The sequence below is a fragment of the Novosphingobium sp. SG707 genome, from assembly GCF_012275515.1.
Classification (GTDB): domain Bacteria; phylum Pseudomonadota; class Alphaproteobacteria; order Sphingomonadales; family Sphingomonadaceae; genus Novosphingobium.
In genome coordinates, this window is the sequence record NZ_JAAZQL010000014.1 from 1 (window position 1) to 24506 (window position 24506).

General features: G+C 60.6%; 26 protein-coding genes. 13 read left to right on the forward strand and 13 right to left on the reverse strand.

The window, feature by feature from the left end; all coding sequences use genetic code 11:
- The 4 genes from FHW92_RS23540 to FHW92_RS23555 form a co-directional block, all read right to left on the reverse strand.
- Positions 1-1218, reverse strand: a 1218-nt coding sequence (locus tag FHW92_RS23540) for a DNA polymerase Y family protein (protein ID WP_168605739.1), incomplete at its 3' end; no start/stop codon positions are given.
- Entirely contained in the window at positions 1142-1870 is a 729-nt protein-coding gene (locus tag FHW92_RS23545; RefSeq protein ID WP_168605740.1) for a damage-inducible mutagenesis protein, read from the reverse strand. The genes FHW92_RS23545 and FHW92_RS23540, both read right to left, overlap by 77 nt.
- 358 nt (positions 1871-2228) lie before the next feature.
- Positions 2229-2999 (reverse strand): hypothetical protein, encoded by a 771-nt coding sequence (locus tag FHW92_RS25595; protein WP_210428672.1) that lies wholly within the window; start codon positions 2997-2999, stop codon positions 2229-2231.
- Positions 3000-3344: 345 nt separating this feature from the next.
- A complete protein-coding gene (locus FHW92_RS23555; protein WP_168605741.1) occupies positions 3345-5141 on the reverse strand; it encodes a ParB/RepB/Spo0J family partition protein in 1797 nt (598 codons plus the stop codon).
- 581 nt (positions 5142-5722) lie between these two features.
- Here FHW92_RS23555 and FHW92_RS25600 point away from each other — a divergent pair.
- Complete coding sequence (locus FHW92_RS25600; RefSeq protein WP_172249390.1) at positions 5723-6241, forward strand: helix-turn-helix domain-containing protein; 519 nt, start codon at positions 5723-5725, stop codon at positions 6239-6241.
- Positions 6242-6515: 274 nt separating this feature from the next.
- Positions 6516-6899, forward strand: a complete 384-nt coding sequence (locus FHW92_RS23565; RefSeq protein ID WP_168605742.1) for a hypothetical protein — start codon at positions 6516-6518, stop codon at positions 6897-6899.
- 117 nt (positions 6900-7016) lie between these two features.
- Here the strand turns inward: FHW92_RS23565 and FHW92_RS23570 are convergent, their stop codons facing one another.
- Both FHW92_RS23570 and FHW92_RS23575 read right to left on the reverse strand, forming a co-directional pair.
- Positions 7017-8492 carry a DUF4942 domain-containing protein gene (locus FHW92_RS23570; RefSeq protein ID WP_246870391.1) on the reverse strand — a complete coding sequence of 492 codons (1476 nt, stop codon included), beginning with the start codon at positions 8490-8492 and terminating at the stop codon, positions 7017-7019.
- Between the two features lie 385 nt (positions 8493-8877).
- A complete protein-coding gene (locus FHW92_RS23575; RefSeq protein WP_168605792.1) occupies positions 8878-9540 on the reverse strand; it encodes a hypothetical protein in 663 nt (220 codons plus the stop codon).
- A gap of 287 nt (positions 9541-9827) precedes the next feature.
- Between FHW92_RS23575 and FHW92_RS23580 the strand changes: the two genes are divergently transcribed.
- Positions 9828-10223 carry a GNAT family N-acetyltransferase gene (locus FHW92_RS23580; RefSeq protein WP_168605743.1) on the forward strand — a complete coding sequence of 132 codons (396 nt, stop codon included), beginning with the start codon at positions 9828-9830 and terminating at the stop codon, positions 10221-10223.
- Between the two features lie 67 nt (positions 10224-10290).
- On the opposite strand, the gene FHW92_RS23585 is transcribed toward FHW92_RS23580, so the two are convergent.
- The 6 genes from FHW92_RS23585 to FHW92_RS23610 form a co-directional block, all read right to left on the reverse strand.
- Complete coding sequence (locus FHW92_RS23585) at positions 10291-11229, reverse strand: zincin-like metallopeptidase domain-containing protein (RefSeq protein WP_168605744.1); 939 nt, start codon at positions 11227-11229, stop codon at positions 10291-10293.
- A gap of 387 nt (positions 11230-11616) precedes the next feature.
- Positions 11617-11937, reverse strand: a complete 321-nt coding sequence (locus tag FHW92_RS23590; protein WP_168605745.1) for a single-stranded DNA-binding protein — start codon at positions 11935-11937, stop codon at positions 11617-11619.
- 216 nt (positions 11938-12153) lie between these two features.
- A complete protein-coding gene (locus FHW92_RS23595; protein WP_168605746.1) occupies positions 12154-13020 on the reverse strand; it encodes a toprim domain-containing protein in 867 nt (288 codons plus the stop codon).
- Between the two features lie 166 nt (positions 13021-13186).
- Complete coding sequence (locus FHW92_RS23600; protein ID WP_168605747.1) at positions 13187-14206, reverse strand: helix-turn-helix domain-containing protein; 1020 nt, start codon at positions 14204-14206, stop codon at positions 13187-13189.
- Positions 14207-14661: 455 nt separating this feature from the next.
- A complete protein-coding gene (locus FHW92_RS23605; RefSeq protein ID WP_168605748.1) occupies positions 14662-15522 on the reverse strand; it encodes a replication initiator protein A in 861 nt (286 codons plus the stop codon).
- Positions 15523-15649: 127 nt separating this feature from the next.
- Positions 15650-16051: a hypothetical protein gene (locus FHW92_RS23610; RefSeq protein WP_246870392.1), complete on the reverse strand. Its 402-nt coding sequence runs from the start codon at positions 16049-16051 to the stop codon at positions 15650-15652.
- 201 nt (positions 16052-16252) lie between these two features.
- Between FHW92_RS23610 and FHW92_RS23615 the strand changes: the two genes are divergently transcribed.
- Entirely contained in the window at positions 16253-16504 is a 252-nt protein-coding gene (locus FHW92_RS23615; protein ID WP_246870393.1) for a helix-turn-helix transcriptional regulator, read from the forward strand.
- 269 nt (positions 16505-16773) lie between these two features.
- On the opposite strand, the gene FHW92_RS25935 is transcribed toward FHW92_RS23615, so the two are convergent.
- Positions 16774-17397 (reverse strand): helix-turn-helix domain-containing protein, encoded by a 624-nt coding sequence (locus tag FHW92_RS25935; protein WP_246870394.1) that lies wholly within the window; start codon positions 17395-17397, stop codon positions 16774-16776.
- Positions 17398-17633: 236 nt separating this feature from the next.
- Here FHW92_RS25935 and FHW92_RS23625 point away from each other — a divergent pair, with 236 nt between their 5' ends.
- From FHW92_RS23625 to FHW92_RS23665, 9 genes are read left to right on the forward strand one after another with little or no spacing between them, the layout of a single operon-like run.
- On the forward strand, positions 17634-18425 hold the full coding sequence (locus tag FHW92_RS23625) for a muramidase (RefSeq protein WP_246870395.1): 792 nt from the start codon (positions 17634-17636) through the stop codon (positions 18423-18425).
- Entirely contained in the window at positions 18422-18799 is a 378-nt protein-coding gene (locus FHW92_RS23630) for a hypothetical protein (protein ID WP_168605753.1), read from the forward strand. The genes FHW92_RS23625 and FHW92_RS23630 overlap by 4 nt, the downstream gene beginning before the upstream one ends.
- Positions 18796-19386 (forward strand): lytic transglycosylase domain-containing protein, encoded by a 591-nt coding sequence (locus tag FHW92_RS23635; RefSeq protein WP_168605754.1) that lies wholly within the window; start codon positions 18796-18798, stop codon positions 19384-19386. The genes FHW92_RS23630 and FHW92_RS23635 overlap by 4 nt, the downstream gene beginning before the upstream one ends.
- Positions 19383-20474, forward strand: coding sequence for an LPD7 domain-containing protein (locus FHW92_RS23640; protein WP_168605755.1), 1092 nt, complete (start codon positions 19383-19385; stop codon positions 20472-20474). Before FHW92_RS23635 ends, FHW92_RS23640 begins: the two co-directional genes overlap by 4 nt.
- A gap of 45 nt (positions 20475-20519) precedes the next feature.
- The gene (locus FHW92_RS23645; protein WP_246870396.1) at positions 20520-20819 is read left to right on the forward strand and encodes a TrbC/VirB2 family protein; all 300 of its coding nucleotides are present in this window, start codon (positions 20520-20522) and stop codon (positions 20817-20819) included.
- Between the two features lies 1 nt (position 20820).
- Positions 20821-21153: a VirB3 family type IV secretion system protein gene (locus tag FHW92_RS23650; RefSeq protein WP_168605756.1), complete on the forward strand. Its 333-nt coding sequence runs from the start codon at positions 20821-20823 to the stop codon at positions 21151-21153.
- Entirely contained in the window at positions 21146-23512 is a 2367-nt protein-coding gene (locus FHW92_RS23655) for a VirB4 family type IV secretion/conjugal transfer ATPase (protein WP_168605757.1), read from the forward strand. The genes FHW92_RS23650 and FHW92_RS23655 overlap by 8 nt, the downstream gene beginning before the upstream one ends.
- 1 nt (position 23513) lies before the next feature.
- On the forward strand, positions 23514-24239 hold the full coding sequence (locus tag FHW92_RS23660) for a type IV secretion system protein (RefSeq protein WP_168605758.1): 726 nt from the start codon (positions 23514-23516) through the stop codon (positions 24237-24239).
- A gap of 3 nt (positions 24240-24242) precedes the next feature.
- Positions 24243-24482, forward strand: a complete 240-nt coding sequence (locus FHW92_RS23665) for a hypothetical protein (protein WP_168605759.1) — start codon at positions 24243-24245, stop codon at positions 24480-24482.
- Positions 24483-24506 lie beyond the last annotated feature (24 nt).

Here is a 24506-nt window from a genome sequence, read left to right on the forward strand (position 1 = left end):
GCCTTCGGGCGCGGCGCGCCCGAGCGGCGGCACAAGGTCGATCTCGCGCTCGGGCATGCTGCTGGCGCGCGCGGTGGCCTGATAAAGCTGTCGGGCGCCAAAGCGATTGGCCAGCGCATCGATCAGTGCCGGAAGGTCGGGGCCGCGCCGCGCCGACAGCGCATCAGCCTGCGCCCCCGCCAGCGGCTCGGTCAGCGGCGCCACCAGCGTCATCGCCTCGACCCCCAAACCGGGTTCAATGGTGTCGATCTTCTGGCCGAGCAGCTTGGCCAGATGCTCGGGATCGCGAGAGGGCTTGGCCGTGCCGATGCGGATCGCTTGCCAATGGCCATCGACCCGCTCGCAGAGCAGATCGAGATGGCGCGCGCCGAGCCCGGCGCGCAGCAACATTGCGGCAAGATCACGGCTCAAGTCGCCAATGACGTGGGCAAAGGCGTCGGCTGTGCCGATGGGTTCGAGCAGCGAGCGCCGCACACGCGGGACGTTGGGTGCGAAAATCGGCTCGATCGGCTCGGGCAGATGGCCCAGCGCTTGATCGAGCCGCTTGTGAAGCTGAAGCCCGAAGCGTTTGGCCAGCGGCGCGCGGGCCGCCGCGATCAGTTGTTCGATCCGCTCGAACCCCATGCGGCGCAACTCATCGGCCACACCGCGCTCAAGGCGCAGCGCATGGACGGGCAGGAGCGCCAGCGCCGCGCGGGTCTTCCCCGGCTCCACGATCGTCGGGCGCCCTGATGGGACCTGGCGCGCCACGGCGTGGGCGCAACCGGCAGTGCCGGCCACCGCAAGCTGGGCGTGCAGGCCTGAGGCCAGCACCCGGCGGTACAGGTGCTTCACCAGCGGCGCTTCGCCGCCAAAGCGCTCGGCGCAGCCGGTGATGTCGATCCAGATGCCATCGGGCGGATCGGGCGCGGCAACAGGCGAGTAATGCCGGGTTGCCCAAAGCGCCAGGCGCTGGAGCCCTGCAAAATCGCCTTCCAGATCAGCATCGACCACAACCAGCTCGGGCGCAAAGCCGCGTGCTTTGGTCAAAGTCATGCCGGGACGGATACCCAGCGCCAGCGCCGCCGCGTCAACCGCTGCCACCACGCGGCGGCCATGATCGGGAAGCGCGGTAACGAGCGGGGCGGAAAACGTGGGCTGGTCAGGCTGCTGCCTGAGCTTCCTGACGATCCGGTCGGTCGACCAGTTCGGCAGGAAGAGCGAGACGACCCGTCGCATCGCAGCCCTCCATGATCCAAAGATGGGGTTCGCCGCCGCGTACCCGTTCCAGCGCCACCTCCCAGCGCGGGCGGGCAAGGCTCGGGATGTCCAGCGCCTCGCTGGGATGGGCGCGCACGCGCCAGCGCGTGACAGCGGCTGAGCCGGAGGCCGGGGCATCGAGCGGGAGCGCGCGGCGGAACACAAAGGCGGGGACGCCCGACTTTTCAGCAGCGAGCTGGAGACGTTTCGATGCCGTGGTCGCGAGGGCTTTGACCTCGCCTACGACGCCGCCGAGGCCCGAATGGCGCAGGCATTCCTCCATGGCGGTGAGCACATTCACATCGCTGCCCGCCTCGACATAGATCACCCGGTCAGGGGGCAGGCCTGCCAGATCGAGGGCGGGGGCGAAGAGATCGCGCCAGCGCAGGCACCAGAAGACTGGCCCCTGCGTGCGCGCAAGGATTCCTGCGAGAAAGACCGTCGCCGCTGCGTCGTCGGCAAGGGCATTGCTACCCGCCAGTTCGTGAAGCGCACCGCTGGACAGCCCGCCACCCGGCAGGTGCCGGTCAACGGTATCCAGTCCAAACGGCAACACCGTTCCGGCCACCGCTTTGCCCTCGATTGTGGCGATTTGTTCGCGCAATTGGTCAAGGATTGTGGACGGACGCATGGCACGATGAAGACTCTGAAACGGGATTTTGTTCCCTTAATGTTCCATCTAAGGGGGGCATAAGTCAAGGCGCGTCCATTCGCTCCCTACTCAAATTGTGTGTCGATGGCCGACAGATCGCCAAGCAGTCTGCACGCCAATTGGCCTATCCTGCTGAAATGACGCGTCAGATATCGAGAAACCGCATGAGGGAACGAAACGGTTTTATCCCCCGATCTATCGCTAGCCGCGCGGGTAAATTCAGCGGTTCGGGAACGAATGGGATTGGGACTTTGCAGTCATTTCCAGCGGCGAGGATGAAGGACAAATTGCGGCGAAAGTCGACCTTCCGGGCACGTCTCTGTCACCCAGTCGATGACTAATCAGCCGAATTCGTTTTAATGAACTTTTCTACAATTGCAGGCAGATTTGCAGCTCGCTCATTCAGATACGTTGTCAGTGCGGTGGCATCTTCATCTTTGAACAACCCGGCCTTCGCAATTTCTGACAGGAAATTGAGCGGAGTATTCGAAATTTTGGTATTGAATTCAGCTGAAATTTTCAGTGCGCGGCTAAGATTTCTGCTCTGCAGAAAGGATATATTCATCCCGACTAAATCGTTGATGTTTGTTTTTGATGCATCCCACCCCGACCAAAGGTTGGCGTCACAGAACAGAATCTTGTCGTGATCGAACGCCCAATAACACCCCTCATGCTCAAGAATGTTTTCATACACACGGTCGAAATTTCCGATGAGCTGATCGAAGACGAGAAGTTCGAGCGCAAACTCACTAAGGTGAAAATTATCACACGGGGCTTTCAATGCCGATCCGAGACGTTTCTCCGAGGCAAAACAGAGATAGCTACCATCAATTTCGATCGGTTGAACATCACCGAATTGGTTGAGATCGCCTGAATCAATAATGCCAATCAGGCCGGGTGCATGTTGGATTCCGACTCTGCTCGCTAACGACGTTGCGATCAGCTCCTTGGCAAGACGATGCGATGGCTCGATTTTTAGAATAACCTCGATCTCGCTCCCGTTGTAGTCGACGCGCCCGAAGAAAGCCGGATTAGGGGCATTTCGCACGCTTCCGACTACTCGGTCTCCGATTTGAACGACTTTTCCGCTCCTGATTGCCTCGTTCAACTTCGTCATCTCCTCCAGAAGAGGCCTGTCCATATCAAAACACCATGGTTCCGGGAATGACCAAGCAACCGGGGGCGGATAATTTCGATGAACGGAAAATATTGTTATAAAAGGAGGTTCGCTCGAAAATAAGATTATGACTAAAGTTGGTCGTAATCGGTCAATCGAATTTGTCCACGCGGTCCAGCCCTGAGCGGGATGTAATCCCACACCACTCACCATTTGGTGAGAACGAAAATCGGGAGGTTGAGACCGGCGGTGCCGGCCTCAACCTCCCGATTTTCAGGATATGCCCGCATTCAAAATGGGCTGGTGAGGGCCAATGCCCTCACCAGCGCCATCACATTATGCAGCCTTGGACATTTCGCCTTCGTCTTCGGGCTGCTCGGGAACGGAGGGAAGGGGATTGATCGGGGTCGGCATCCACCCTGCGGGCAGGCGCTCGGCCACGGCCACAGCCAGATCGTTGCGCTTCATCTTGGCGCAGTTCTCCGCCGCATTCGGACCGCACGCCTCGGCAAGGATTGCCAGCAAGGCCCCTTTCTTCATCCGGGTGAACATTTCGCATCCCGGTGCCCACACATCGGCCATGTTGAGCCCGGCGGCTTCGGCATAGCCGTCGGCAGTGCGCAACCGGGCTTCGTCGCCGCCCCCATTGTGCTGGGTCGCGTCGATGGTGATCGCCACCAGTCCGGCGAGAAGCTGCATCTTATCAGCAAGGGACATATCCCGAATGACGGCAAACCGGCCCTCTTCGGGCACAACCGCAAATTGCTGCGCCATGGCGTCTTCAACGCGCGCGATGCGGCTGCCGCTCATCAGTTCATCATCAATCACCGGGGCATGGCGAATGGGCGAAATCGAGGCCGCAAGGCGATAGCTGTAGGTGCCATGCAGGAGTTGGGCGGCCATCGTATCCAGCAAGATGTCGAGCGCCAGCGCCGGATCGGCAGCAACCGCCTGTTGCAGTGCGAGGGTGCGAATGCCGCTCAACTGCTCGATAAGCGCCTTGGAATAGGGGCCTTCAACCGCCTTCGGCCTGTCACTACCCTCGCCGCCATCCTCCGACTGCAAGCGAATGTAGCGAACGTCCAGAGCACCGCGATAATCGATATAGGCGACAACGCCATGCTGCGCGCGCAGTTCGGGGGGATAGCTCTGCAAAGCGTCTTCCAGCGTATCAAGGCGCTCATGCAACTCGGCAAGCTCCTCGCTGTCGGGCTCGTTTTCGTTGAGTTCGTCGATCAGAGTTGAAAGCTGTTCGATTTCCGCCGCCTCGGCCTCGGTCGGCTCCCGCTTCGCCGGGTGCAGCATGGGGCGGCAATAGATGTCATCGGGGCGCGTGGTGGACACCTCAACCGACTTCCACCCCATATCACGCAAATCCGCGCCGATTTCCTCCATCTTGGCCTCGGCAAGCTGCTCGACCAGCTCGGGATCGTCAGCATAGCCCGATCCATCCTTGCCAAACAAATCAGCGGTGATCGTCCCGCCCGCCGCCTCGTAAGCCTCACGCCCCACGAAAACGAAGATGCCACAATCGGTCGCCACCTTCTCACTGGTGAGCGCCTGCCGAATGCGTTGGGCATTGTCGCCATGGCGGTTGAACAGTTCGACCTGCTGGGCCGGATCGCTGGTGATGGTGAGCGCACGGGCCGTCTCGATGCTCAACCGATCCTCGCCCATCTCATCAAGCAGCACCGGGGCCAGGCTGCCAAGGCTCAACAGTTTTTTCACATGGGCTTCGGAATAGCCGAAACGTACCGCGATGTCCGCCGCGCTCAACCCGCCCTGATCGCGCAAGGCGGCATAGGCCCTGACGGCATCCGCCGGGTGCATGTTTTCACGCTGGGCATTCTCGGCCAGCGATAGCTCGACCGCTTCCTCCTTGGTCCGCACCACGATGGCGACGGGATACGTGCCGGTGATGGTCTTGCGCTTTTTGAGGAGTTCAAGCGCCCGAAAGCGGCGCCCCCCGGCAAACACATGATAGGCCCCACCTTCCTCATAGGCGGCAAGGTTCTGGATCAGGCCATGGGCTGCGATGTCATCGGCCATGCTCTCAATGGCGCTGGGCTTCACGCGACGCACGTTGAGAGGGGACAGACGAAGCTGCGAGAATTTAACGGTCTGGGTGGTCATGATACTTTTTCCCTTTTCTGAATAGAGCCGAAGGCGATGGGCTCACCATCGACTTCTGGCCCTCGCCGAGAGCAGGGGTGAATGTGCGGGGACTGGTCGGAGGGGAGGGGGATCACCCGGCCTGCACGCAGCGCAGCGAAGGAAGGCTGGGGACACCCCTGCGACCACCAAGCACCGCCAACGGCGGTGACGGCCCGGTCCTTGCACAGAGGGGGCAGCGCCCTTCATGACGAATAGAGATGCGCCGCGCAGCGGGACGACAGATGTGGGCCGGAGGCCCGCGCGAGGATCGTGACCGATACAGGACGAAACCGCTATGCGGGTTCGGTCGGCGCATCGCGCAGATAGAGCCGTGCCGAAGGTCGCGCCTATGCTAGTTGCAAATTTTTAGGGAGACAGATTTGTCTACCTCCCCCATATTCTACCTTATGATAATACCCGTTATGCTACATTACGGGGCTACCTGTACTTCGTGAGACATCCCGGTCTCTAGCCTAGAGACCGGGATGTCTCACAGGCAGAGACAAATTTGTCTCCCTATCGCCCCTTTTCATCCCGAAAACGCGCGCTATCTAGGGGACATGAGCAACGACACACCTGTTCCGCCGCCTCCTTCGGTCGCACCGCCGGCTCCGCCGCCGCCGCCAAGCAATGTCATTCCGATGCCATTGCCGGGCAAAAAGGGTCCGAAAGAAAAATGGCCAAAGGCTGTTTTGGAACGCGGATACAGCATGATTCCATCGATCCTGTTATGGGGTCAGGCAAAAATGAATCTGGAACCGGATGAACTGAATGTCCTGCTGCAACTCATCAGCCATTGGTGGACCGCTGAGCATGATCCGCACCCGGCCAAGGAAACGATCGCCCGACGTATGGGAAAGGAACCCCGGACGATCCAGCGTCACCTTACCAAGCTCGAAAAGAAGGGGTTCATCAAGCGGGTTGCCCGTTTCAAGACCCACAAGGGTCAAGACAGCAATGGCTATGACCTGAGCGGTCTGATCGCGAAGCTGGAAGCGGTAGCGCCGGAGTTCAAAACCGTGGCTGAGCAAAATAAGCGCCGCCGGGCAAAAGCAGAGGTCAAGCCGGCGATCATTTGAGAATTACGTGCTGCGTGCAGCATGTGGAGTTGGCCAGTCCAAGGCCAGCTCACAGCATAGGGATTGGCGTTCCTGGCCGGATCATCGGCTCCCTTCCACAAGGAGTGATGGCATCGCCAATCCCTATGTTTCCGACTTCTACCAGATTTACGCTGCATCGAGAACCTCCGGGCTGCCAAACAGCATGACGCTCCTGAGCAGAGCGAAAACGCAATCCGTAAACACAATTTTGGTTGCCACGAGATTGGCTCTGGCGCCAAAAAGGACACATCAAATGAAAGATCAGATAGCTACCCGCATCGCCCATGCGATTGCTCAGAATGGATCGGGCGAGCACAGCTATGGGCCGGGCGCGACACTCTCCGTTTTGACCGAATTTGCCAAGGAGGGAAATTTGCAGGCCATGAGCCGGGCCATCATTGAGCACAGCGCGGCCTATCCGCAGGATTGCGCAACACTCCTCAAACGGTTGCCTGGCAAGGTTTTCAACATGTATCTTTATTCCTACTGCGAACATTCCCACACTGCCATCGAGCGCTGGCGAAGCCGCACGCCGAACTGGGAAACGGTGATTCAGGACAACGCGCTTCATCCTGTACGGTTTGAAATGGCCGTCTTGAACATGAGCAATGAAATCCGCCGAGCGGAAGTCAACTGAGTGACGGGCGCCGCAGCTTGCATTGCAAGCTGCGGCGCCTCACTTTATTTTTCGCCCTTGCCCAAACCAAAAGGGAGATGGCTACCCTAAAGGTAGAGCTCCGCACCTACCCCTCACCTATTCCGGTTTGCGGATGGCCAGAACAACCGTGTTGACGTTGGTTCCAGCGTGGGCGAACGAACCGGGGGGCAGGTCAAACCACTTGTCTTTGCGGCCCCAACGGCAAACCGGCGCAGCCTGCTCGACAAGCCGGTGAAGCGCTTGGTGGCGCTTGTCCTCGGCAAACTCGGCGCGCGCCGACATGATCGCCACCAACACGCCCCCCGGCTTCAAAAATTCGTAGGCGTGGCGCACATGGTCACAGTCCCGGCCACGATCAAAGGGCGGGTTCATCACAATGCGGTCAAACGGCGCGAAGTCCGACGGGGTCAGGGCGAGAAAGTCGCCCTCGATCACGTCCGCGAAGCCATGGAGAACACCCAGCTCATGCGCGAGGCCGGGCTGGATTTCTACACATGTGACTTCGGCGCCTGCATCACGGGCAGGCTTTGCCAGCGCCGCGCTTCCGGCGCTCGGTTCAAGAATACGCTGGCCCGGCTGAATCTCGGCCCGCTCGATCACCTTCTTCGCAATCTCCTCGGAGGTGAAAAAGGCCCCGAAATTCTTGGCCGGGGTCAGGTGAAAGCCGGGCGCATCCTCGGCCTCGGTGGTGTCATAGCCATCGCCGATCACCTCGCCGTAATACTCGGCCAGGAGGAGATTCACGGCGTTGAGCAGGTCTTTGTTCTCAAACCAGATATGCAGATTGCCGTTCTTGAAGATCCGCACCCGCCAGTAATCGCCGTGAATGACGGTCGGCAGGTTGGCGCGGTTGCGGCCTGCGTCGGTGACAAGGCCCGCGATGCTCTGGCTTTCGGAGACGGGCGGCTTGCCGTCCAGTTCGAGAAACACCCGCTCAACATCGCGCAAGGTGTCGCGGCGCTCATAGCGATCCCATGAACCCCACTCGTTCAAGGCCCTGTCGATGATAAGGCGCGAACCGATCTTGAAGCCATCATGCGAGCGAAACCGGCGGTCCAGCTTGGCAAAGACGTTCGCGATGCCGCGCAGGTAAAGTTCGCGGCGACTTCCCCAGATATGGCCGAACGTGGCCGAACAGTTTTCAGGGGTGAACGCGGCGGGGGTATCGCGCAAGCCATCGTGAAATTCGCGGCGGGCCTGCTCGTCCAGCAACTGGTCGAACCCGAGCTGATCCATGAGCGCGCGCCAGCATCGACGGTCAACGGTCTGGGTCAGAACGGTCGTGAAGTGCTCGCGCGCGGGCATTTCGGTGATCTTGCCGGTGTCGCGGTCAGCCTTGCGCTGCGGTTCGGCGGTGATGAAAGCCTTGGTCAGCTTGTCTTCGCAGCGGTCCCCGCTGGTCGAAAGCGCCAGCGTGCCGGCGATGGAAAGCCGCCCGGCTGCATCGCGGGTGGCGTGGTAGTGGTCATAAAGGTCAAGCCACATGGCGATGGTCTGATCGCGGCCCTCGCAAATGTCAGTGATCTGCTGCGGGGTCATCAATTCCTGCCCAACCTTGCTCTGCTCAAACATGAAATACGCTCCTTTTGGGGTCTTTGCCGCCTGCCTGTGGCTGCGGCTCTGACTCGCTGGCGAAGCGCGGGATGGGGAGGGAGAAGCAAAATCGACGGGAGGTGGTGCGGGCCGCAAGCCTAGGGAGGCCCGGCGCGCTTGCGCGCCGTCCTGGCCGCGCTTGGCGGCAACCCGGTCATGTCTATTTTGCTTCGGGGAACGAAAGGGCAGGAGCCCTTGGTGTTCCCGCTCTCACAGGAAAGCGGCGGCGCTGCCGCCTCATTCTTGAGCGAGGATCGTCACCCAGCAGGGATGAAACCGCGACGCGGGTTCGGTCGGAGCGCAGCGCAGATAGAGCCGTGCCGCAAGGCCGCTCCCGGTCCTCTATTCAGCCATGACAGGAAAATCAGGGCTTTTGGGCAATCAAGGCCATGACGGTTTGCTTGCCATCCATCCACGCAGCGGCGGTGGGGCTTCTCCAGGCAATCATGTCATGGATGCGTTGATAGTCGTCGGCCAGATTTCGCGTAAAGACGGGCTCGTGGTGGGCGATCCGGTTGCGCAAATGTCGAATGGCCTGGAGGTCAGCATAGGCTTGCGCCCGGCACACCGGAATCGTCTGAGCTAGCGGCGCCCCGGGAAAGAAGGTCCGGAAGTGCGCGTTCCACAGTCGGCTGTCCTGGCCCGCTGTGAAGATGTTTTCCCAAAAGGCAAATTTGAGCTCAGCGATGATCTTGCCGGTTGTGGGCAGCCGGCGAGCGCAGAGCTGAAGGTCATCGGCCGGATTGTAGCGAAATTTGCTTTTCGGGCGCGGCAAGCTGCGAATGAAACCGTTGTTCCACGGCCAGTTCGCCCCATGGACAGCCTCGATCGCTTCCGAAATTCCGTTGCGCACGGCCACTTCGCAAACCTGAAGCGGGACGATCAGGGCCGACGATATGTCCAGATTCCAGGCATAGAGTTCGAGCGCCTGTTCCCGGCTGTTGCCCATCGCCTGAAGGTAGGTGGCAAAACGCGGGGCAGATATGACGCCTGGCAGATCCTGAAGCTCGGCGGGAGAGAAGGGCAACGTTGCTATCCTGTCTGCACACGGCCTTGACGAACCCGTCAACACCGCCATATAAGGGGTCATCGGCTTTGAGAACGCGGGCTAACGCCCCCCCTCATTGTCTAAGGACATTGAAGGCCCGCCGAAAGGCGGGCCTTTTATTTTTCTGCGCAAGCCTAGCAGATTTCCACCATCATGGACGATCGAAAAGGCCGCAGCATTGCGGCTCGCTATTAACTTCGGCGTCGATTAGACCCCGGTAAGTCGGTATGAGCCACGTTGTTACAAAGGAAGAATGGACTGCGTCGATGAAGCAAGTCTTGGATATTGCTGAATGGGGTGGCCAACTTTTGCCCGGATACACGTTCGAGGCGGTGTCGATCCCTACGATGCAAAGCCACAATTTTCGGGGAAAGGACTGCGACGTAGCATCGGTCATCGTCCCGTCCAGCAGCGGCCACCTCTGGATCTGGGTAAAAGACTGCACCGACCATGGTCTTGTCGCCTGGGCGGTGTTCGGCGCCAACGCGTCAAACGTGCAATGCTGCGACATCTGCGTGCACGAGGATTTCCGCAATAGAGGCATCGCGACGGCTCTCTATCAATGGGCCGCTTGCCTGTTTGAGGCTCCCGTCGTGCCGAGCACGATGCGTTCGGACTTGTCTAAGAAGTTCTGGAAGAATCGTACGGCGATCACTTGTTAACCCAGCTTTCCCGTACCTTTCTTACATGATGATGGGAGGGCGGCCTGTGCCGCCCTCCGGGATAGCATCAGGCGGCGATGGCCCTGGCGGGTGTCTTCATGTGCGAAAGGATCAGTTCGCTTGCGGTTTGCGCAGCGGTGGCGGCACGGAAAATGGCCCGCTTGTCGTTGCGAAGGGCCGTCAACCAGGACGCAACATAGGCGGCGTGATCCTCTCGCTCGGTCGGCTCCATACCAAGTTGTGCGCAAAGCATGGCTGCCCCGATTTCCGCCACAAGTTCTTCCTCTGCCCTGATTTCACGGGATTTTCCGTAGTCGCGCAAGGTGTCGCGGGCGAGGCGCTTGGCATGGCCACTGCTGTGCACGGCCTCGTGCGCAAGGGTCGCATAAAAGGCATTCCCGCTTACAAAGTCGGCAAAGGCGGGCATCTGAATCCGGTCGACAGCCGGGTTGTAATAGGCGCTCAATCCGCCCTCGCCATAAGGAACGGGCCAGCGGGCAAAAGCCGCATCAAGTTCGTCATCCCGCTGGTCGCGGTTCTTGACCTCGATCCGGGGCACGGGATATTTGCTCATGTCCAAACCGTCGATTTGCTCGACGTTGAAAACGACATACTTTTTCAGGAATTTGCGGCTTGCTTCCTCACCCTCGCTGTTGGTGACAGGCTCGCCGGTTTCGCCATCCTTGGGGGTGAAGGTTCCGGCATGAACGACAAGATTGCCCTTTTCGCCCTTTCGAACCTGCCCGCCTAGCTCTGCGGCTTGACGGTAGGTCATCCAATAGGGGTTGGCGTAACCGCGCGTCATGGCGGCGGTCCAGAGCAAGAGAATGTTAATCCCGCGATAAGCGGTGCCCTCGTGCCGCAAGGGCAAGGTTGCTGGCCCGGAGGCCCAACGGGGCGTCCATGGGCGCGTGCCAGCTTCCAGCATGGCGATAATCTGGGCGGTGACTTCCTCGTATATGTCCACTCGGGGGGCGGTGTTCTGGTGGGTGGTCTTGCGGGTCATGTGCTGGTTTCCCTTCTTCGATGGAGCCGAAGGCGATGGCGTCCATCGGCTTCTGCCCGCTGGCGAAGCCGGGGGGGTTGAACCGGCATTGAGGCTGGTCGCGGGGGAGGGGGATCACCCGGCCTGCACGCAGCGGAGCGAAGGAAGGGTGGGGATACCTCCGCGACCACCAAGCGGAGCGCGGCACGCGCGCAGACGGCCTGGCCCTTGCCGAGAAGGGGGGAGGCCGCCCCCCTTGATTGAAAAAAAGGAAATGTGGCCGCAGTGGCGGCCTCAGCTTCGAGCGAGGATCGTGGCCCGCATGGGGCGAAACCGCGTAGCGGGTTCGATCGGAACGCAGTGGAGGCAGAGCCGTGCTGGCAAGCCGCTCCCCCTGGCGCGAAGAAATTACTGTTCGCTGCCAGCCTTTGCCAGGACAGAGAAGCTGTCGGCGATCAATTCCGTGCGATAGGCAACTTCATTGCCCTCCCCGTGGCTGGTTTCGCGCACCCGTCCGGTAATGTGAACCAGATCGCCTTTGTCAGCAGCCTCGATCTGCTCACGGACATTCGAGAAACCGACCACGCTGTTCCAATGGGGGTCGCTCTTCCAACCATCACCATCCCGGCGGTTATAATTCGCCGCGACGGTGACATAGATCACCTTGTCACGCGACGTGATCTTGCCGATCCGACCAATGATGCGAAATTCAGCGATGTTTTGGGGCATGGTTCACTCCCTTGGCTGATTGAGGATGAGGCGCGCCCAGGCCTGGCCATCGCGGAGCGCGCAGGATCTGATCGAGGCCGGTAAAGGCGTGACAGGCCGAAGGCGGAGCCAGTCCGAAACAGGCCATGCCGGTATCCTGCTGAGGACGGCTGAAGAGCGGGACTTGAGTCGCCGCGAAAAGCACGAACGCGCCGCCGCCCAGAAGAGCGCGCGCTCTCATGCCCGGATCGCAGTCCGGGCCAACAGCGCATCGTTCCAATCCCCACCCGGCGGTGGCAGCACGATGTCGAGCGAACGCCCGTTGGCGGTAAGATTGTCGTGCCCGCGCGCAATCCCATCGACCGCGGCCTTGCCGTGCTGGGAGTAAATGACGATCCGGCGCACATGCTCGGGAATGGTGATCTCGCGGTAGCGCTCGACACCGCATACCGCCGCGCAGCCAGGAAGATCGTTGAGAACCATAGCGGATTCTGCATCTTCGAACCCTTCGGCCAGGTTCATTGTGGCATCAGCCGGAGCGCCAAGTTGGATAACGCTGCCGCGCGTATCCCCCAATGTCCGCTTGGCGCCATCGAGGCAGCGCGCCTTTTGGCCATCGGCATCGAGAAAGATCCGCAGCAGTGCGCGCAGCTCGCGTCCTTCGGTCATCGGTAGGAGAAGGGCTGGTAGGCGCAGCTTGCGCCCCCCCTCATAGGTCACGGCTGACGGCGTAAACCGGCCCGCACAAGAATGGCCGATGCCTCGCAGGTCCAGGTAACGCTCTGCCAGTGTTCGGGCGACCGGCCGGGCCATTCCCCATAGGTCGGTTATCAGCGGGGTCAGATCGCGGCGCGGCGCTGCCGCAACCGGATCGCGGGCGCGGATTTTGGGGTTGAGCCGCAAATCCCGCAGGGCGGCCATGATCGCACCTTGCGTGCAACCGGCAAAACAATGGAACAGCACCGCACGCCGGCCAGGTGTCACTGATAATGATGCATGCGCATCTTCATGGGCGGGGCAACGAACCATCCCATGCTTGCGATGCCAGGTGCCCTTCAGATCTTGGACAATCTGGCGCGCGGCTGTTTCCGGCGTATGGGTCATGAGTCCATTATATACTATGCCACAAAAATGGACAGCCGATTTTGAACGCCTCGATATCGGCTTGCTCCCTCTGGGGAGCATTCCGTCGCCGATAGGCGGCGGGCCTGCCCTTGAGATGGGACTCGATGTTTTTTGTTTTGTGCTGTGCTACCGTTCTCATAGCCCGTCAGGGCATAGCATAACGGCCGACTAGGCCGTTTCCGCTTCTCTCATTCTTATAAATATAATCTTTTATGAGAGGAGGAAGACCATCGTGACACTCACGGGCCTGACGCTCGACACCAAGCCGCAGATCAAGACGAAGCCCGGCTGCAACCAGGCCCGCGCGCGCGACAACATCGGTCGGCAGCGCACGCCGACGCTCCGCAGGCGGCAAGGTTGCAATCATGGCCGCGTGTTCCTCGGCAGCCTGCGCGCGGCGATCCTCTTCATCAGCCGGCAATGGCGTGTGGAGACCCACAAGCTTTTCGAGCCATTCGGGTAGGCGGAAGCGGTAGAGGTTGGAGGTCTGGGTCGATCTCGCCCCGATTTCCTTGTCGTGCGCGTAAATAAAGCGCCTGATCCATTCGATCATGCCGATGTCGGCCAGCGTTCGGAGCGAGCGATAGATCGTGCTGCGCGAGAGGCCTGTCCAAGCAGCGATCGTCTCATAGGCAGGGATGCACCACCCCTTGCGAAACTTCTCATTGTCGAGAAGTTCGATGAGGATCTGCTGACAGGACGGTGTGTAGCAGACGAGCTTCATTTCCTGCTCGGTAAGCGCCCGGGCGCCTGCGCGCGCTTCACAGGCAAGCTGGCGGCCGAGCTTGAGGGCACGTTTGCCGGCGATAACCAGGCGCGCGCGCATGCGCTGCGTCAAAGGCGAGGCAAACTCGGCTTCCTCGTCGGTCCCCGTCTGAACGCTGTTGGCCCAAACCTCATTGCGAGTGATGTGGAGGCCACCCTTGCGGCCGCGCGGCTTTGGCGTGCCAGCAAGAATGCGAGCGTTGCCAACCCGATTGGTGCGGCGCTGCGGTGCATCGAGCCCGCAGATAACCCGCAAAGGCAAGACAGGAGCGCCCGACCTGCGCTGGGCTTCCTGAAGATCCAGCCCCATACGGATGTCCTCAAAGGACAGCCCTTCGGCCCGTAGATCCTCAATAACCGATCCTGCCGGTTGAACCGGCGTTTGCAGGGTAAGCAACATCGTTCGTCCCCTCGTGCGAGAGGCCGTCAGCAGGCAAAACTCATCCGTGGCGCGAAGCACGCACCCTTGAAGGAAACTTCAAATCGGGTTAGAAGGAGGGTAATCAAAGTGCCTAACGGCTACCGTGCATCGTCGCCAAACGATGCCTCCTAACCTCTCGGGTGCCCGGCCTTCGTGCCGGGCATTCGTTTATGTGCTCACAGCCCATCCCTTCTCTGTATTGAGCGCTCGACCCACCGGCCGAAGACAGCGAAGATGATTAATGCCAGTCGTAAGGGACATGCGGAAGCACCGGAAACTCGTGCTTTCGCGGACCAATGGCAGAAAAAGCTCGTGCTTTCGGGGACCAATGGCCCTCAGCTTCGTGCTTTCACGGACCTTGGATTCGTGCTTTCGGGGACCAATGAGCCCAAAATCATCCATCGGCGCCGAATCAATTCCCCGGCGCCTGCCGGTCAGCACACTGGCTCCGTGGTTTTCGGCAAAATCGTGACTTTTGTGAGCCCCGCGCGACGCCCTGGGCGCTTCACCTCGGGCTTGTCGGCACTTTCGCTCATCGTGATCCGGTAGTCCGGGATGGTATCCTCATCCGCGATCTTTTTGAGCGCGTGCCGGAAGTGTTTGAGGGAGTTCTGATAGCCGAGCTGAAGCCGCAGCTCTTCAATATCGATCTCGACCGGCCCAGGCGCGCAACTCGCGCGGGCAACCTCATAGAGACGCCGTTCGACCGGGCCAATCTGGAAATAGGTCGGCGAATACCCCAGAACCTCGCGGTCGCGCAGGATCGCGCGGTAGAGCCAATCACACAGACGAACCCTGACGGCCTTGAGCCGCTGGTCCCCGGATTTGGTCTTAGTGTATTGCAGCCGCGCTTCGGAAAGCCAGGAGAAAAAGCCGGTTTCGCCTTCTCCACCTGCTTCGATATTCGTTTTAATCTGAGTACCTTGCAGGCGTTCCAGGGCGTCGGAAAGCCGGGTGTAGGATCGCGAGGAGCTGTTTACGCCGGTCACGCGGAACAGGTCATGTGCGGTGAAATAGAAGTCCTGAGAGACGGGCTCGCCGGCATCGCTTTTGGCCGCCAACAAGCTGGCGATATAAAGCAGGACTTCCTTGTCGTAGATGGTTGCGACACCCCGAGGGCCGGGGCCGATCTCGATCGACACCGTATCTGTCTTGTAGACCAGCGACTTTTTCCAGGCCGTCTTGGTCAACGCGAAAAAGGGGTAGGCCATCAGCGAGCGTTCGCCGCGCACCTCGGTGAGGAGCGGGCTGTCGAGCGAGAACAGCTCGCCTTGGTTATCAGTGCGCCCGTTCATGGCGCCACCGCGCAATTATTGGTCCGCGAAAGCACGAACCTTCGCGTCAGGTTCGTGCTTTCGCGGACCAATAGAACAGCGGCTTGTTGAAGCGCCGTAACCCGAAGCGAATAAGAGGTCTGGGCGATCATGGTGTCGCCGCCTCCATCAGCTCAAGCTGGATTGGCGGGTTCGACAGGTCATGCCCAACCTCGGCGAACACCATTTCGAAGGCAGATCCAAGGCTCAGGTTGCGGAACCGCTTTTGGATTTCCTTGACGTAATCGACCAGTTCGATGGCGATAATCGGTGAGATCCAGCGATAAACGGTATCGGGCGAGCTGGCGGCACGCTGCACATATTGATCGGGGCTGACCGTGACACTCGCCTTGCGAATGATCCGGGCAACGATCGCGTCACGCGAACGCAGGCGGTATACCTTCTTGAGGCTATCGATCTGCTGGATCGTCGCTTCGGAGACCGCCATGTTGAGGTTGCGGTTTCCCGTCGCATAAAGCTCCGCCCGCTGCTGCTGCACCAGCTCCTTCATGGTTAGGCCGGGAGTCTTGGGTCGGGGACGTGCCATGCCTGAAGAGTAGGCTCGATGTAGCCAGCTTGTCAATTTAGGGCAGGTCGTTCGCTGTAAATTAATTTATGCTGCAAGATGGGAAGCTGGCGCTTATGTTAAGCATACTTTCCGCCGCCTCAGACCTAGGGGCGCAGCTTAACCGAGTACCCGATGGCCAAATTTTTGCGTCTGGATGATGTGGTCCAGCCCGCCGCTATCCTGTTCGGCGCGCGTCTCAAAAAGCGTCGAGAAGAGCTGGGTTTGACCCAAGCACAACTCTTTGAGCAAACCGGGATCACGACCGCCTATATCTCTCAGATCGAACGGGCGCAGGCGAATCCGACCCTCGATATGATGGTCAAGCTGGCCCAGGCCGTAGGCCTTGAGGCATGGGATATGATCCGCCCCGAAAACGAGAATCTGGACGGAAAATAACAAGATAAGCCGAATAATTTTCGGGACGAACTCATTTGCGACCACATCGCAACAAGCATTATTCTCCGTCCAACAAAAACATGGTCGCAAACTTGGCTGGCGTAATGCCGCAGCGACGAGGTGTGAATGTGACGGATGGGACAGCTCTACGCCACAGATTTGGCAATCGGGTAACGAAGACCCTTGCTGATTTGGGCCTTACACCTTCGGATCTGGCGGCCAAGTGCTCCCTGCCGGTGGGCAGAATTGAGAATATCCTGAAAGGTCAGTTAACGCGCATCACCCTCAGGGATATGGCCCTGATCGCTAGCGTCCTCGGCACTCCCCTTGCCAACCTCATCATTCCCATCGAAGCAGCCATCGCGTTCGAAGCGTTCGAGATAGCCGAATAGGGTCGATCGACCGATCCCCAATTCCTTCGCGACAATGGAAGCTGTTACCCCTGGCTCGGCCATACGGGCACGGATCGAGGGGATTTGCTCGGGGGTCAGAACCGGACGGCGACCTTTTTGACCGCGTTCGGTCGGATGCGTCTTAATCCCATGAATATGCCGATAATGCCCATCCAAAGCGTCAATCAGCAAATGGCTGTCTGATTGCCCGGCCTCAATCACCAGTGGTGGGTTCAACAGCTCGATACAGACTCCCGCCTGCAACAGCTTGGAAAACGCGCGGACCAGCATATCTGTTGAGAGCCCAAGGCAGTTCAGCGCATGGATCTTAATACGATCACCTGCCTGAAGAGGCACCCCAGCCTGAGCAAGCAGATCGGCCAATTGGCTAAAGCTCCGGTTTTCCGCGACAACTACAAAATCGTCCGGGTCCACCAGTGCTTTCTGTTCTTCGATTGTCGCCGATCCGGGTGTCTCGGCGAGAAAAGCAACAATAGTCAATCGTGGAGCCTCATAGCAGCGCGAACCTAGCAACAGTCAGCCTCGCGGATTTGCCAACCTTCTAAGCGAGACACGGCTGTTCATCAACATGGGGAGCGGCCCTTCAAACTTGGCTCAATTTCCGTTGATCCCTTCCTCGCCACGGATCGCCGAAGCCTCTTGCAATATGGGTCCATATCGTTCATTTGTTTATCTGGACTCAATGACGAGGCAATACGATGCTTCCTGCGGGGCTCATGGCCAAGGCAATTCACCTCTGCGCAGCAGGGCTGAGTACAGCCATGCTAGCACCGCAAAGCAGCGAAAACTTGTACGCCGTCGTCATTCACTCGGGTGCTCAACTCCTTCATCAACCTGATAATTCCGCTGATGCGCAAGCAACGGTGCGCGATCTTCTGACGCGCGGAGCGGATTTCGACGCCGGGCCGCTGGCCATCAATGGGCGCGACTTCGCCAGCTACGGCGTAACGCCGGCATCTGTTTTCGATCCATGCGCCTTAAGCCGTGTCGATGATGCGCCAGCGCCCATCGCCGGGGGCAACATCCCCACCGTCTCGACAATCGCCGCGCTGCTACGCCAGGCCTTCGGCGCCCGGATCACCGACACTCTGCGCCCAGTCAACGCCAGCTATGGCGCGCTCCATAGCTGGCATAAGGTCGGCCAAGCGGTCGATTTTGTGCCAGCAGGCGGCGTGCTCTCGATCACGCGCGCACAGATCCGCGAGTTGATGTCCGCGCACGGCATTCGCCTGCTGGAATTGCTCGGACCCGGCGATCCCGGCCATTCCAACCATTGGCACGTCGCCTTTGCCCGCCCCGGTCAAGTCATCGATCATATCCGCCAGCAGGAGGGCGATGAAGACTGGATCGTCGCGCCGATGCCAGATGACACGGCACCGACCACACTCGCGAGCGCTGATAGGCCAACCGCGCCCGCATCCGCACCTCTTCTCACCGCCAAGGCCCCGCCTCGCTGGGATGTGTTCGCCTTGGCACAATGGCGCGCTGGCCACGGAGACGGATCATGATCGCGAAATGTTTGAACCGTTGGGCGGGCAGGGTTGGAACGGTCGCCCTATGCGGTGCCGGATTGGCGAGCTTCGCAGCACCTCAACCGGCCCATGCTTCCGATTGGGGCTGTCAGGTCATTCTCTGTCTGGCGACGCCTGGTTCGCCGACCACTTATGCGCAATGCGTCGCACCCATCACCACGCTCTGGAGGACGCTTGCCTTTGGCGGCTCCTTCCCGACTTGCACGGAAGGCGGCATCGGCACATCGACGCGCAAGATCCGCAACGGCTATCAGTTGCAGGTCGCCACCCCTGACGGTTCGGTGAGCAACTACACGGTCAACACCAAGACCCAGACCATCACCAACACCAACCCCACGGTAACGCCATGATCTATGCGTTGCCCGCCGTCGCGGAACTGGCGCAGCGCTGCGCACCCGAAATCGCCACGGAGGCGGTCGTGCCGCTGGTCATCGCCGAAAGCGGCGGCGATACCCTGCGGATCAACGTCAACAAGGGGCCGCGTGTCCATGCGGCGACGGTCGCGGAAGGTGCGGCGCTGGTGCGCCGCTATATGGCCGCCGGGTATACGGTCGATGTCGGGCTCGCTCAGATCAACTCAGCCAATTTCGCGCGCCTGGGCGCCAGCATCGAGCAGGTCTTCGATCCCTGCACCAACCTTCAGCTTGCCTCCCGCGTACTGCAAAGCGGCTATGCTTTGGCAAGCCGCAGCTATGACGGCCTCGATGCCATTTCGGCGACCTATTCCCTCTACAACACCGGGTCGCTGACACGGGGTCTGCGCAATGGCTATGTTCGCCGCGTTTGGGCCAACGCCGCAGCCGTCGGAGCTGTCACCGACGCCCCTCCCCTCCCCGTACCAGCGAACGCTGCCAAGAATCCCCCCAACGCGCCATCGAACGATGGCGCGGCATGGGTCGTGGGAGAGGTCACTCCAGGCGTGGAGGTCTTCAAATGAACGAGACCAACAGCATCAAACCAACCGGCGAGGAAAGCGCGCAAGCCCAGGAAAGGCGCGGCGCCTTCGACATTCCGGAGGGTCTGGCCAATCGGTATCAGGTGCGGGTCATTGAGGGGCCGACTGAGGGCGAGCGCCGGATCGGCATGTTTATCAATGGCGACAATGCCTCCCCTGCCCTCGAAATCGCGAATGAGCGGATCATGGCTCGCCGCGAGGACCGCGAAACGATTGCCAGCCTCGTCCAGATCGCCCGGCATAATGGCTGGGAGAAAATTGATGTCGAGGGATCGCCGGAGTTTCGCAAGGGCGTTTGGGAAGCAGCTTCGCGCGACGGCCTGACGGTAAGCGGCTATGAACCCAGCTTTGTCGAACGCGAGCGCATGGAAATCCTGCGCCGGGAGGAAGCAGAACGGCGCGAACGAGATGACGCGCGACAGCGCGCCGACGAGACCGCCGCCCGTGTAGCCGATGCCGTTGCGGACGCCGCCAGCACAGCAAAGCGCGACGCTGCAACAACAGAACCGAATACCATCCGTCGCGACGGTCACGACTTCGCTAGTCCCGAGGTCGAAACGGTTCCGCCCGTCGATGACCGCGCAACGCTTGAACGCGCCTTCGAGCGCAGCATCAGGGAACTGGAACAGGCCGGCGATCCGCGCGCCGTCATGATGCGGGAAACCGCCTCCGCGCTGGTCGAGGAAATTTACGGGGAGCGGGACAATCCGACTGCCGCCGGGTCTCTTCCGCCACAATCTCGGCCCCATGCCAGCGAGGGAAACCGCCCAGCATCGCAGGAAGACGTGGCGCGCCGCGACCACGAGGCCCTCGCCGATCTCTTCCTCAATGGCTCGGCCGAGACCATTGCCGCAGACCCGCGCCTCGCGCGGGCGCGCGAGGCGCAAGAGGTGATGGAGCTTCATATCGCCGAGGTGTTCCCCGGCGATCCCACCGGCCAGGCGGCTGCCAATCTCGAAAGCCGCCAAATGATCTCGGACGTGCTGCGGCGCGGCCTTGATGTCTCGGTTCGTGAGCCGACGCCTGTTCGACAGATCGAGCCAGTCCAGCCCCCTGAATTGGAAAGGTGAACCGCAATGAAAATGCCTTCGATTGCCTCACGTCACACAGCGCGAATGGTCCTCACTGATCGGCGCGCGCGCCAGATCATCGGCCTTGCCGGCGCCCTCGCCCTCATCTCGCTCGCCCAACCAGCGCTGGCCGATGGCACTTCCATCGAGACGGGCCTTTCAACCATCAAGTCCTGGATGACGACGATCGCCTCCGTGGTCGGCATCATCGCCATCATGGCGGTCGGCTATGCCAAACTCACCGGCCGCATGGATTGGGGCCGAGCGGTCACCGTGCTAATCGGCATCGGCATCATCTTTTCAGCCTCCACGATCGTTGGCTGGATGGGCGGCACGAGCAGCTAAGATGGAGAAGATCGCCGAGGATAAGGTGTTTCTCGCCCTCACCCGGCCATCGGTGTTCATGGGGTTGCCGCTTGAGGCGATCATGCCGATCATCATGGCCTGCATGGCGTTCTGGGGGGTGATGCACAATCCCTTCTTCCCCCTCGCTATGTTCGGCGCGCTCTACTTCCCGGCCCGCATGGTGGTCCATTACGACTACAACGCCTTCCGCCTGTGGGGCCTATGGTTTCAGACCATCTTCCTGTCCAAAAACCGCAAGTTCTGGGGGGGCGGGAGTTATGCTCCCGTCCGTCTCGGCGCCGGCGTGAAGCGGAAGCACTTCGGCAATGACTAGGTTCCTCCTCAAGCATAAGCAGGTCGCCCAGCGCGAGGCCGATGACATCAAGTTCATCCCCTACACCCGGCACGTTGATGACACGCTGGTCGCGCTGGAGGACGGCTCGCTCATGCGGATGTACCGCGTCGATGGTCGGCCTTTCGAGACCTGCGACGTTGCGGACCTCAACACCTGGCACAACAAGCTCAACATCGCGTGGCGCTCGATCGGCGATGACCGCGTGGCGTTGTGGACCCATCTCGTCCGCACCGCGACCGATCCGGTGCTTGATGGCCAGTTCCATTCGGATTTCGCCCGAAAGCTTCAGGATCGCTATGCCGAGCGGCTGAAGGACAAGGTTCTCTACCATAACGAATTTTACGTGAGCATCATCGTGCGGCCCTCGAACATGGCCGGCGATCAGATCTCGCGCCTGTTCGGCAAGCGTCAGCCCGGGGCCGAAATCGACGATCGCGCCATGGGTCTGATGGCCGATAAGTGCCGCGACTTCGAGAGCCTACTGGCCGACACGAACCCCGAATGCCTGTCTCTCTATGAGCGCAACGGCGTCCTCTTCTCGCAGCCGATGGAGGTGCTGCATTTCATCCTGACCGGCGAGCGCATTCGCGTGCCGCTGGTGGGTGGGCGGCTCGGCCAGGCCATCTACAGCTCGCGCATCGTCTTCGGGCGCGAGGCGGCCGAGATCCGTTTGCCGGACAAGAGCCATTTCCTCGGCATGTTCGGCGTGCGCGAATATGTCGCCAGCACGCGAAGCGGCCAGTTCAACAGTCTGCTGACGCTCGATTTCCCCTATGTGCTCACGCAAAGTTTCGCGCCCCTGGTCAAGTCCGTGGCCAGCGAGCGCTTGACCAAAAAGTACAAGCAGATGGTCTCCTCCGACGATGCCGGCGTCAGCCAGGCCGAGGAGCTGCTCGACGGCGTTGACGATCTGATGGCCAACCGCTTCGTTATGGGGGAGCATCACCTGTCGATCGCCGTGATCGACGTTGATCCGCGCCGGTTGCTCGATCGTCTGTCGATCGCCCGCGCGGCGGCCGCGGATACCGGCATGGTGATGGCGCGCGAGGATGTCGCGCTGGAAGCCGCCTTCTGGGCGCAGCTTCCCGGCAATTTCAAGCTGCGCGCCCGGCCCGCCGTCATCAACAGCCGCAACTTCGCGGCGTTCAATCCCTTCTACACCTTCCCGGCGGGGCGCAAGTCCGGCAACCATTGGGGAGAGGCGGTAACGCTGCTCAAGACGCGCGCTGGCTCATCCTTCTGGTTCAATTTCCACCGGGCCGACATCGGCCATACCCTCATCATAGGCCCAACCGGCGCCGGCAAGACGGTGCTGCAAAACTTCCTGCAAGCCCAGCTCGAAAAGACCGGGGCCAAACAGGTCTTTTTCGACAAGGACCGTGGCGCGGAAATCTTCGTGCGCGCCTGCGGCGGCACCTATCTGAGCCTGCGCAACGGCGAACAGACCGGCTTTGCCCCGCTAAAGGGGCTGGAACCGAGCCATGACAACATGGCCTTCCTGCGCCGTTTCGTCCGTGTGCTGGTGCGCCGCGAGGGTCGCCCTCTGTCGGTCGCCGAAGAGCGGTTGATCGATGAAGGCCTCGATGCGGTGATGCGCCTGCCAGCAGCGTCTCGCTCGATCGGCGCGCTGCGCGAGATGCTGGGCTATGCCGATGCCGAAGGGATTGGCGCCCGGCTCGAACGCTGGTGCCTGGGTGGACCATTGGGCTGGGCCTTCGATGGTCAGGTGGATGAGGTGTCGATGGCCGCGCGCTTTGTCGGCTTCGACATGACAGATTTTCTCGAAAACCCCGAAATTCGCACGCCCATGATGCTCTACCTGTTCCACCGGGTCGATGATCTCCTCGATGGCCAGCGTGTCGTCGTGGACATCGACGAGTTCTGGAAAGCGTTGCAGGATGAAGCCTTCAGTGCCTTTGCGCAGGACGGCCTCAAGACCTTCCGCAAGCGCAACGCCTTTATGGTCTTCGGCACCCAATCCCCGGCGGACGCGCTGCGCTCACCGATTGCCCATTCGATCATCGAGCAGACAGCGACCAAGATCCTCCTGCCCAACTCGGATGCCAAGCGCGCCGATTATTGCGAGGGGCTGGGCCTCACAGAAGCGGAATATCGCCTGATCCGGGAGGATCTGACACCAGAAAGCCGCTGCTTCCTTATCAAGCAGGGCAACACCTCAATCGTCGCCAAGCTCGACCTTGGCGGCATGAAGGATGAGCTTTCTGTGTTGTCAGGCCGTGCTGAAACTCTGGCCGTCATGGAGGCCGCCATCGCCCGCGCTGGGACAGATCCCGCCGCCTGGCTCCCACTGTTCTATGCCAATGAGAGGAGAAGCTGAGATGAAGGTAGCACCCGTCATGTCGCTGGTGATCGCGCCGATCGCCTTCGCCTTGCCCTCGCCGCCAGCCAGCGCGCAGGGCATACCCGTCTATGACAGCTCGAACTACCTCCAGGCCCTCTCGACCGTTTCCAACACGCTCAGGATGGTCCAGCAAGGCGAGACGGCCATCGCGACGGCAAACACCCAGCTTCAATCCTTGCAGAAGCTCACCAACGTCAATTCTGTCGCCACCAGCCTGATTGACCCCTCGGTGCGCAATATCCTGCCCACCACCACGATGGACGCCAACACCTTGCTGGCGGGCGACCTGACCAAGCTGGGCGCCCTCGGCACGCAGGCGTCCCAGATCCAGTCACGCTACACGATTTCGGCCTCTGCCTCGACCAGCACCGACGCGGCCTATAATCAGGCCCTGAAGGATGCCACCGGCTCGGCCGCCACGACTGCGGCGTTGGGCGCCAACACGCTCGCGATCAGCCAGACCCGTATGCAGGGGCTCGACCAGCTCCGCACCCAGCTCGACAGCGCCAAAGATCCCAAGGATGTCATGGATCTTCAGGCCCGCATCGGGGTCGAACAAGCCCAGCTCCAAAACGATCAGCTCAAATTGCAGGCCATCCAGATGGCCCAGGCTGGGCAGAACCAGCTCGCAATCTCAACCGCTGAAACCAGCGCCGCCCGCAATGCCAGCGACTTCTACGACACCAACACCCTGAGGAAATAAGCCATGCGCAAGTTCTCCGCCCTGTGCCTCGTCCTGGCAATTTGCGGCTGCCAGCAAAAGCAGTCGGTAGCGGTGCCGACGACCGATCAGCTCATGGCCGACAGCCAGCTCCTCAAGGCCTGGCAGGGCAAATGTGACACCGGCGAATACAGCCAGCTCCCCGCCGCCGAGAAGGACAATATGTGCTTCACGACGCGCGAGGCGACACGCTCGCTCGCGGTCAAGAAGATGAACGGCCTCTAAGCCGCATCCCCTCCCCCTCATCCG

Coding starts and splice junctions, on each gene's coding strand:
- FHW92_RS23545 (WP_168605740.1), bottom strand. CDS start 1,870: ATGCGTCCGTCCACAATCCTTGACCAATTGCGCGAACAAATCGCCACA.
- FHW92_RS23555 (WP_168605741.1), bottom strand. CDS start 5,141: ATGACCACCCAGACCGTTAAATTCTCGCAGCTTCGTCTGTCCCCTCTC.
- FHW92_RS25600 (WP_172249390.1), top strand. CDS start 5,723: ATGAGCAACGACACACCTGTTCCGCCGCCTCCTTCGGTCGCACCGCCG.
- FHW92_RS23565 (WP_168605742.1), top strand. CDS start 6,516: ATGAAAGATCAGATAGCTACCCGCATCGCCCATGCGATTGCTCAGAAT.
- FHW92_RS23570 (WP_246870391.1), bottom strand. CDS start 8,492: ATGTTTGAGCAGAGCAAGGTTGGGCAGGAATTGATGACCCCGCAGCAG.
- FHW92_RS23580 (WP_168605743.1), top strand. CDS start 9,828: ATGAAGCAAGTCTTGGATATTGCTGAATGGGGTGGCCAACTTTTGCCC.
- FHW92_RS23585 (WP_168605744.1), bottom strand. CDS start 11,229: ATGACCCGCAAGACCACCCACCAGAACACCGCCCCCCGAGTGGACATA.
- FHW92_RS23590 (WP_168605745.1), bottom strand. CDS start 11,937: ATGCCCCAAAACATCGCTGAATTTCGCATCATTGGTCGGATCGGCAAG.
- FHW92_RS23595 (WP_168605746.1), bottom strand. CDS start 13,020: ATGACCCATACGCCGGAAACAGCCGCGCGCCAGATTGTCCAAGATCTG.
- FHW92_RS23600 (WP_168605747.1), bottom strand. CDS start 14,206: ATGTTGCTTACCCTGCAAACGCCGGTTCAACCGGCAGGATCGGTTATT.
- FHW92_RS23605 (WP_168605748.1), bottom strand. CDS start 15,522: ATGAACGGGCGCACTGATAACCAAGGCGAGCTGTTCTCGCTCGACAGC.
- FHW92_RS23610 (WP_246870392.1), bottom strand. CDS start 16,051: ATGAAGGAGCTGGTGCAGCAGCAGCGGGCGGAGCTTTATGCGACGGGA.
- FHW92_RS23625 (WP_246870395.1), top strand. CDS start 17,634: ATGGCCAAGGCAATTCACCTCTGCGCAGCAGGGCTGAGTACAGCCATG.
- FHW92_RS23630 (WP_168605753.1), top strand. CDS start 18,422: ATGATCGCGAAATGTTTGAACCGTTGGGCGGGCAGGGTTGGAACGGTC.
- FHW92_RS23635 (WP_168605754.1), top strand. CDS start 18,796: ATGATCTATGCGTTGCCCGCCGTCGCGGAACTGGCGCAGCGCTGCGCA.
- FHW92_RS23640 (WP_168605755.1), top strand. CDS start 19,383: ATGAACGAGACCAACAGCATCAAACCAACCGGCGAGGAAAGCGCGCAA.
- FHW92_RS23645 (WP_246870396.1), top strand. CDS start 20,520: ATGGTCCTCACTGATCGGCGCGCGCGCCAGATCATCGGCCTTGCCGGC.
- FHW92_RS23650 (WP_168605756.1), top strand. CDS start 20,821: ATGGAGAAGATCGCCGAGGATAAGGTGTTTCTCGCCCTCACCCGGCCA.
- FHW92_RS23655 (WP_168605757.1), top strand. CDS start 21,146: ATGACTAGGTTCCTCCTCAAGCATAAGCAGGTCGCCCAGCGCGAGGCC.
- FHW92_RS23660 (WP_168605758.1), top strand. CDS start 23,514: ATGAAGGTAGCACCCGTCATGTCGCTGGTGATCGCGCCGATCGCCTTC.
- FHW92_RS23665 (WP_168605759.1), top strand. CDS start 24,243: ATGCGCAAGTTCTCCGCCCTGTGCCTCGTCCTGGCAATTTGCGGCTGC.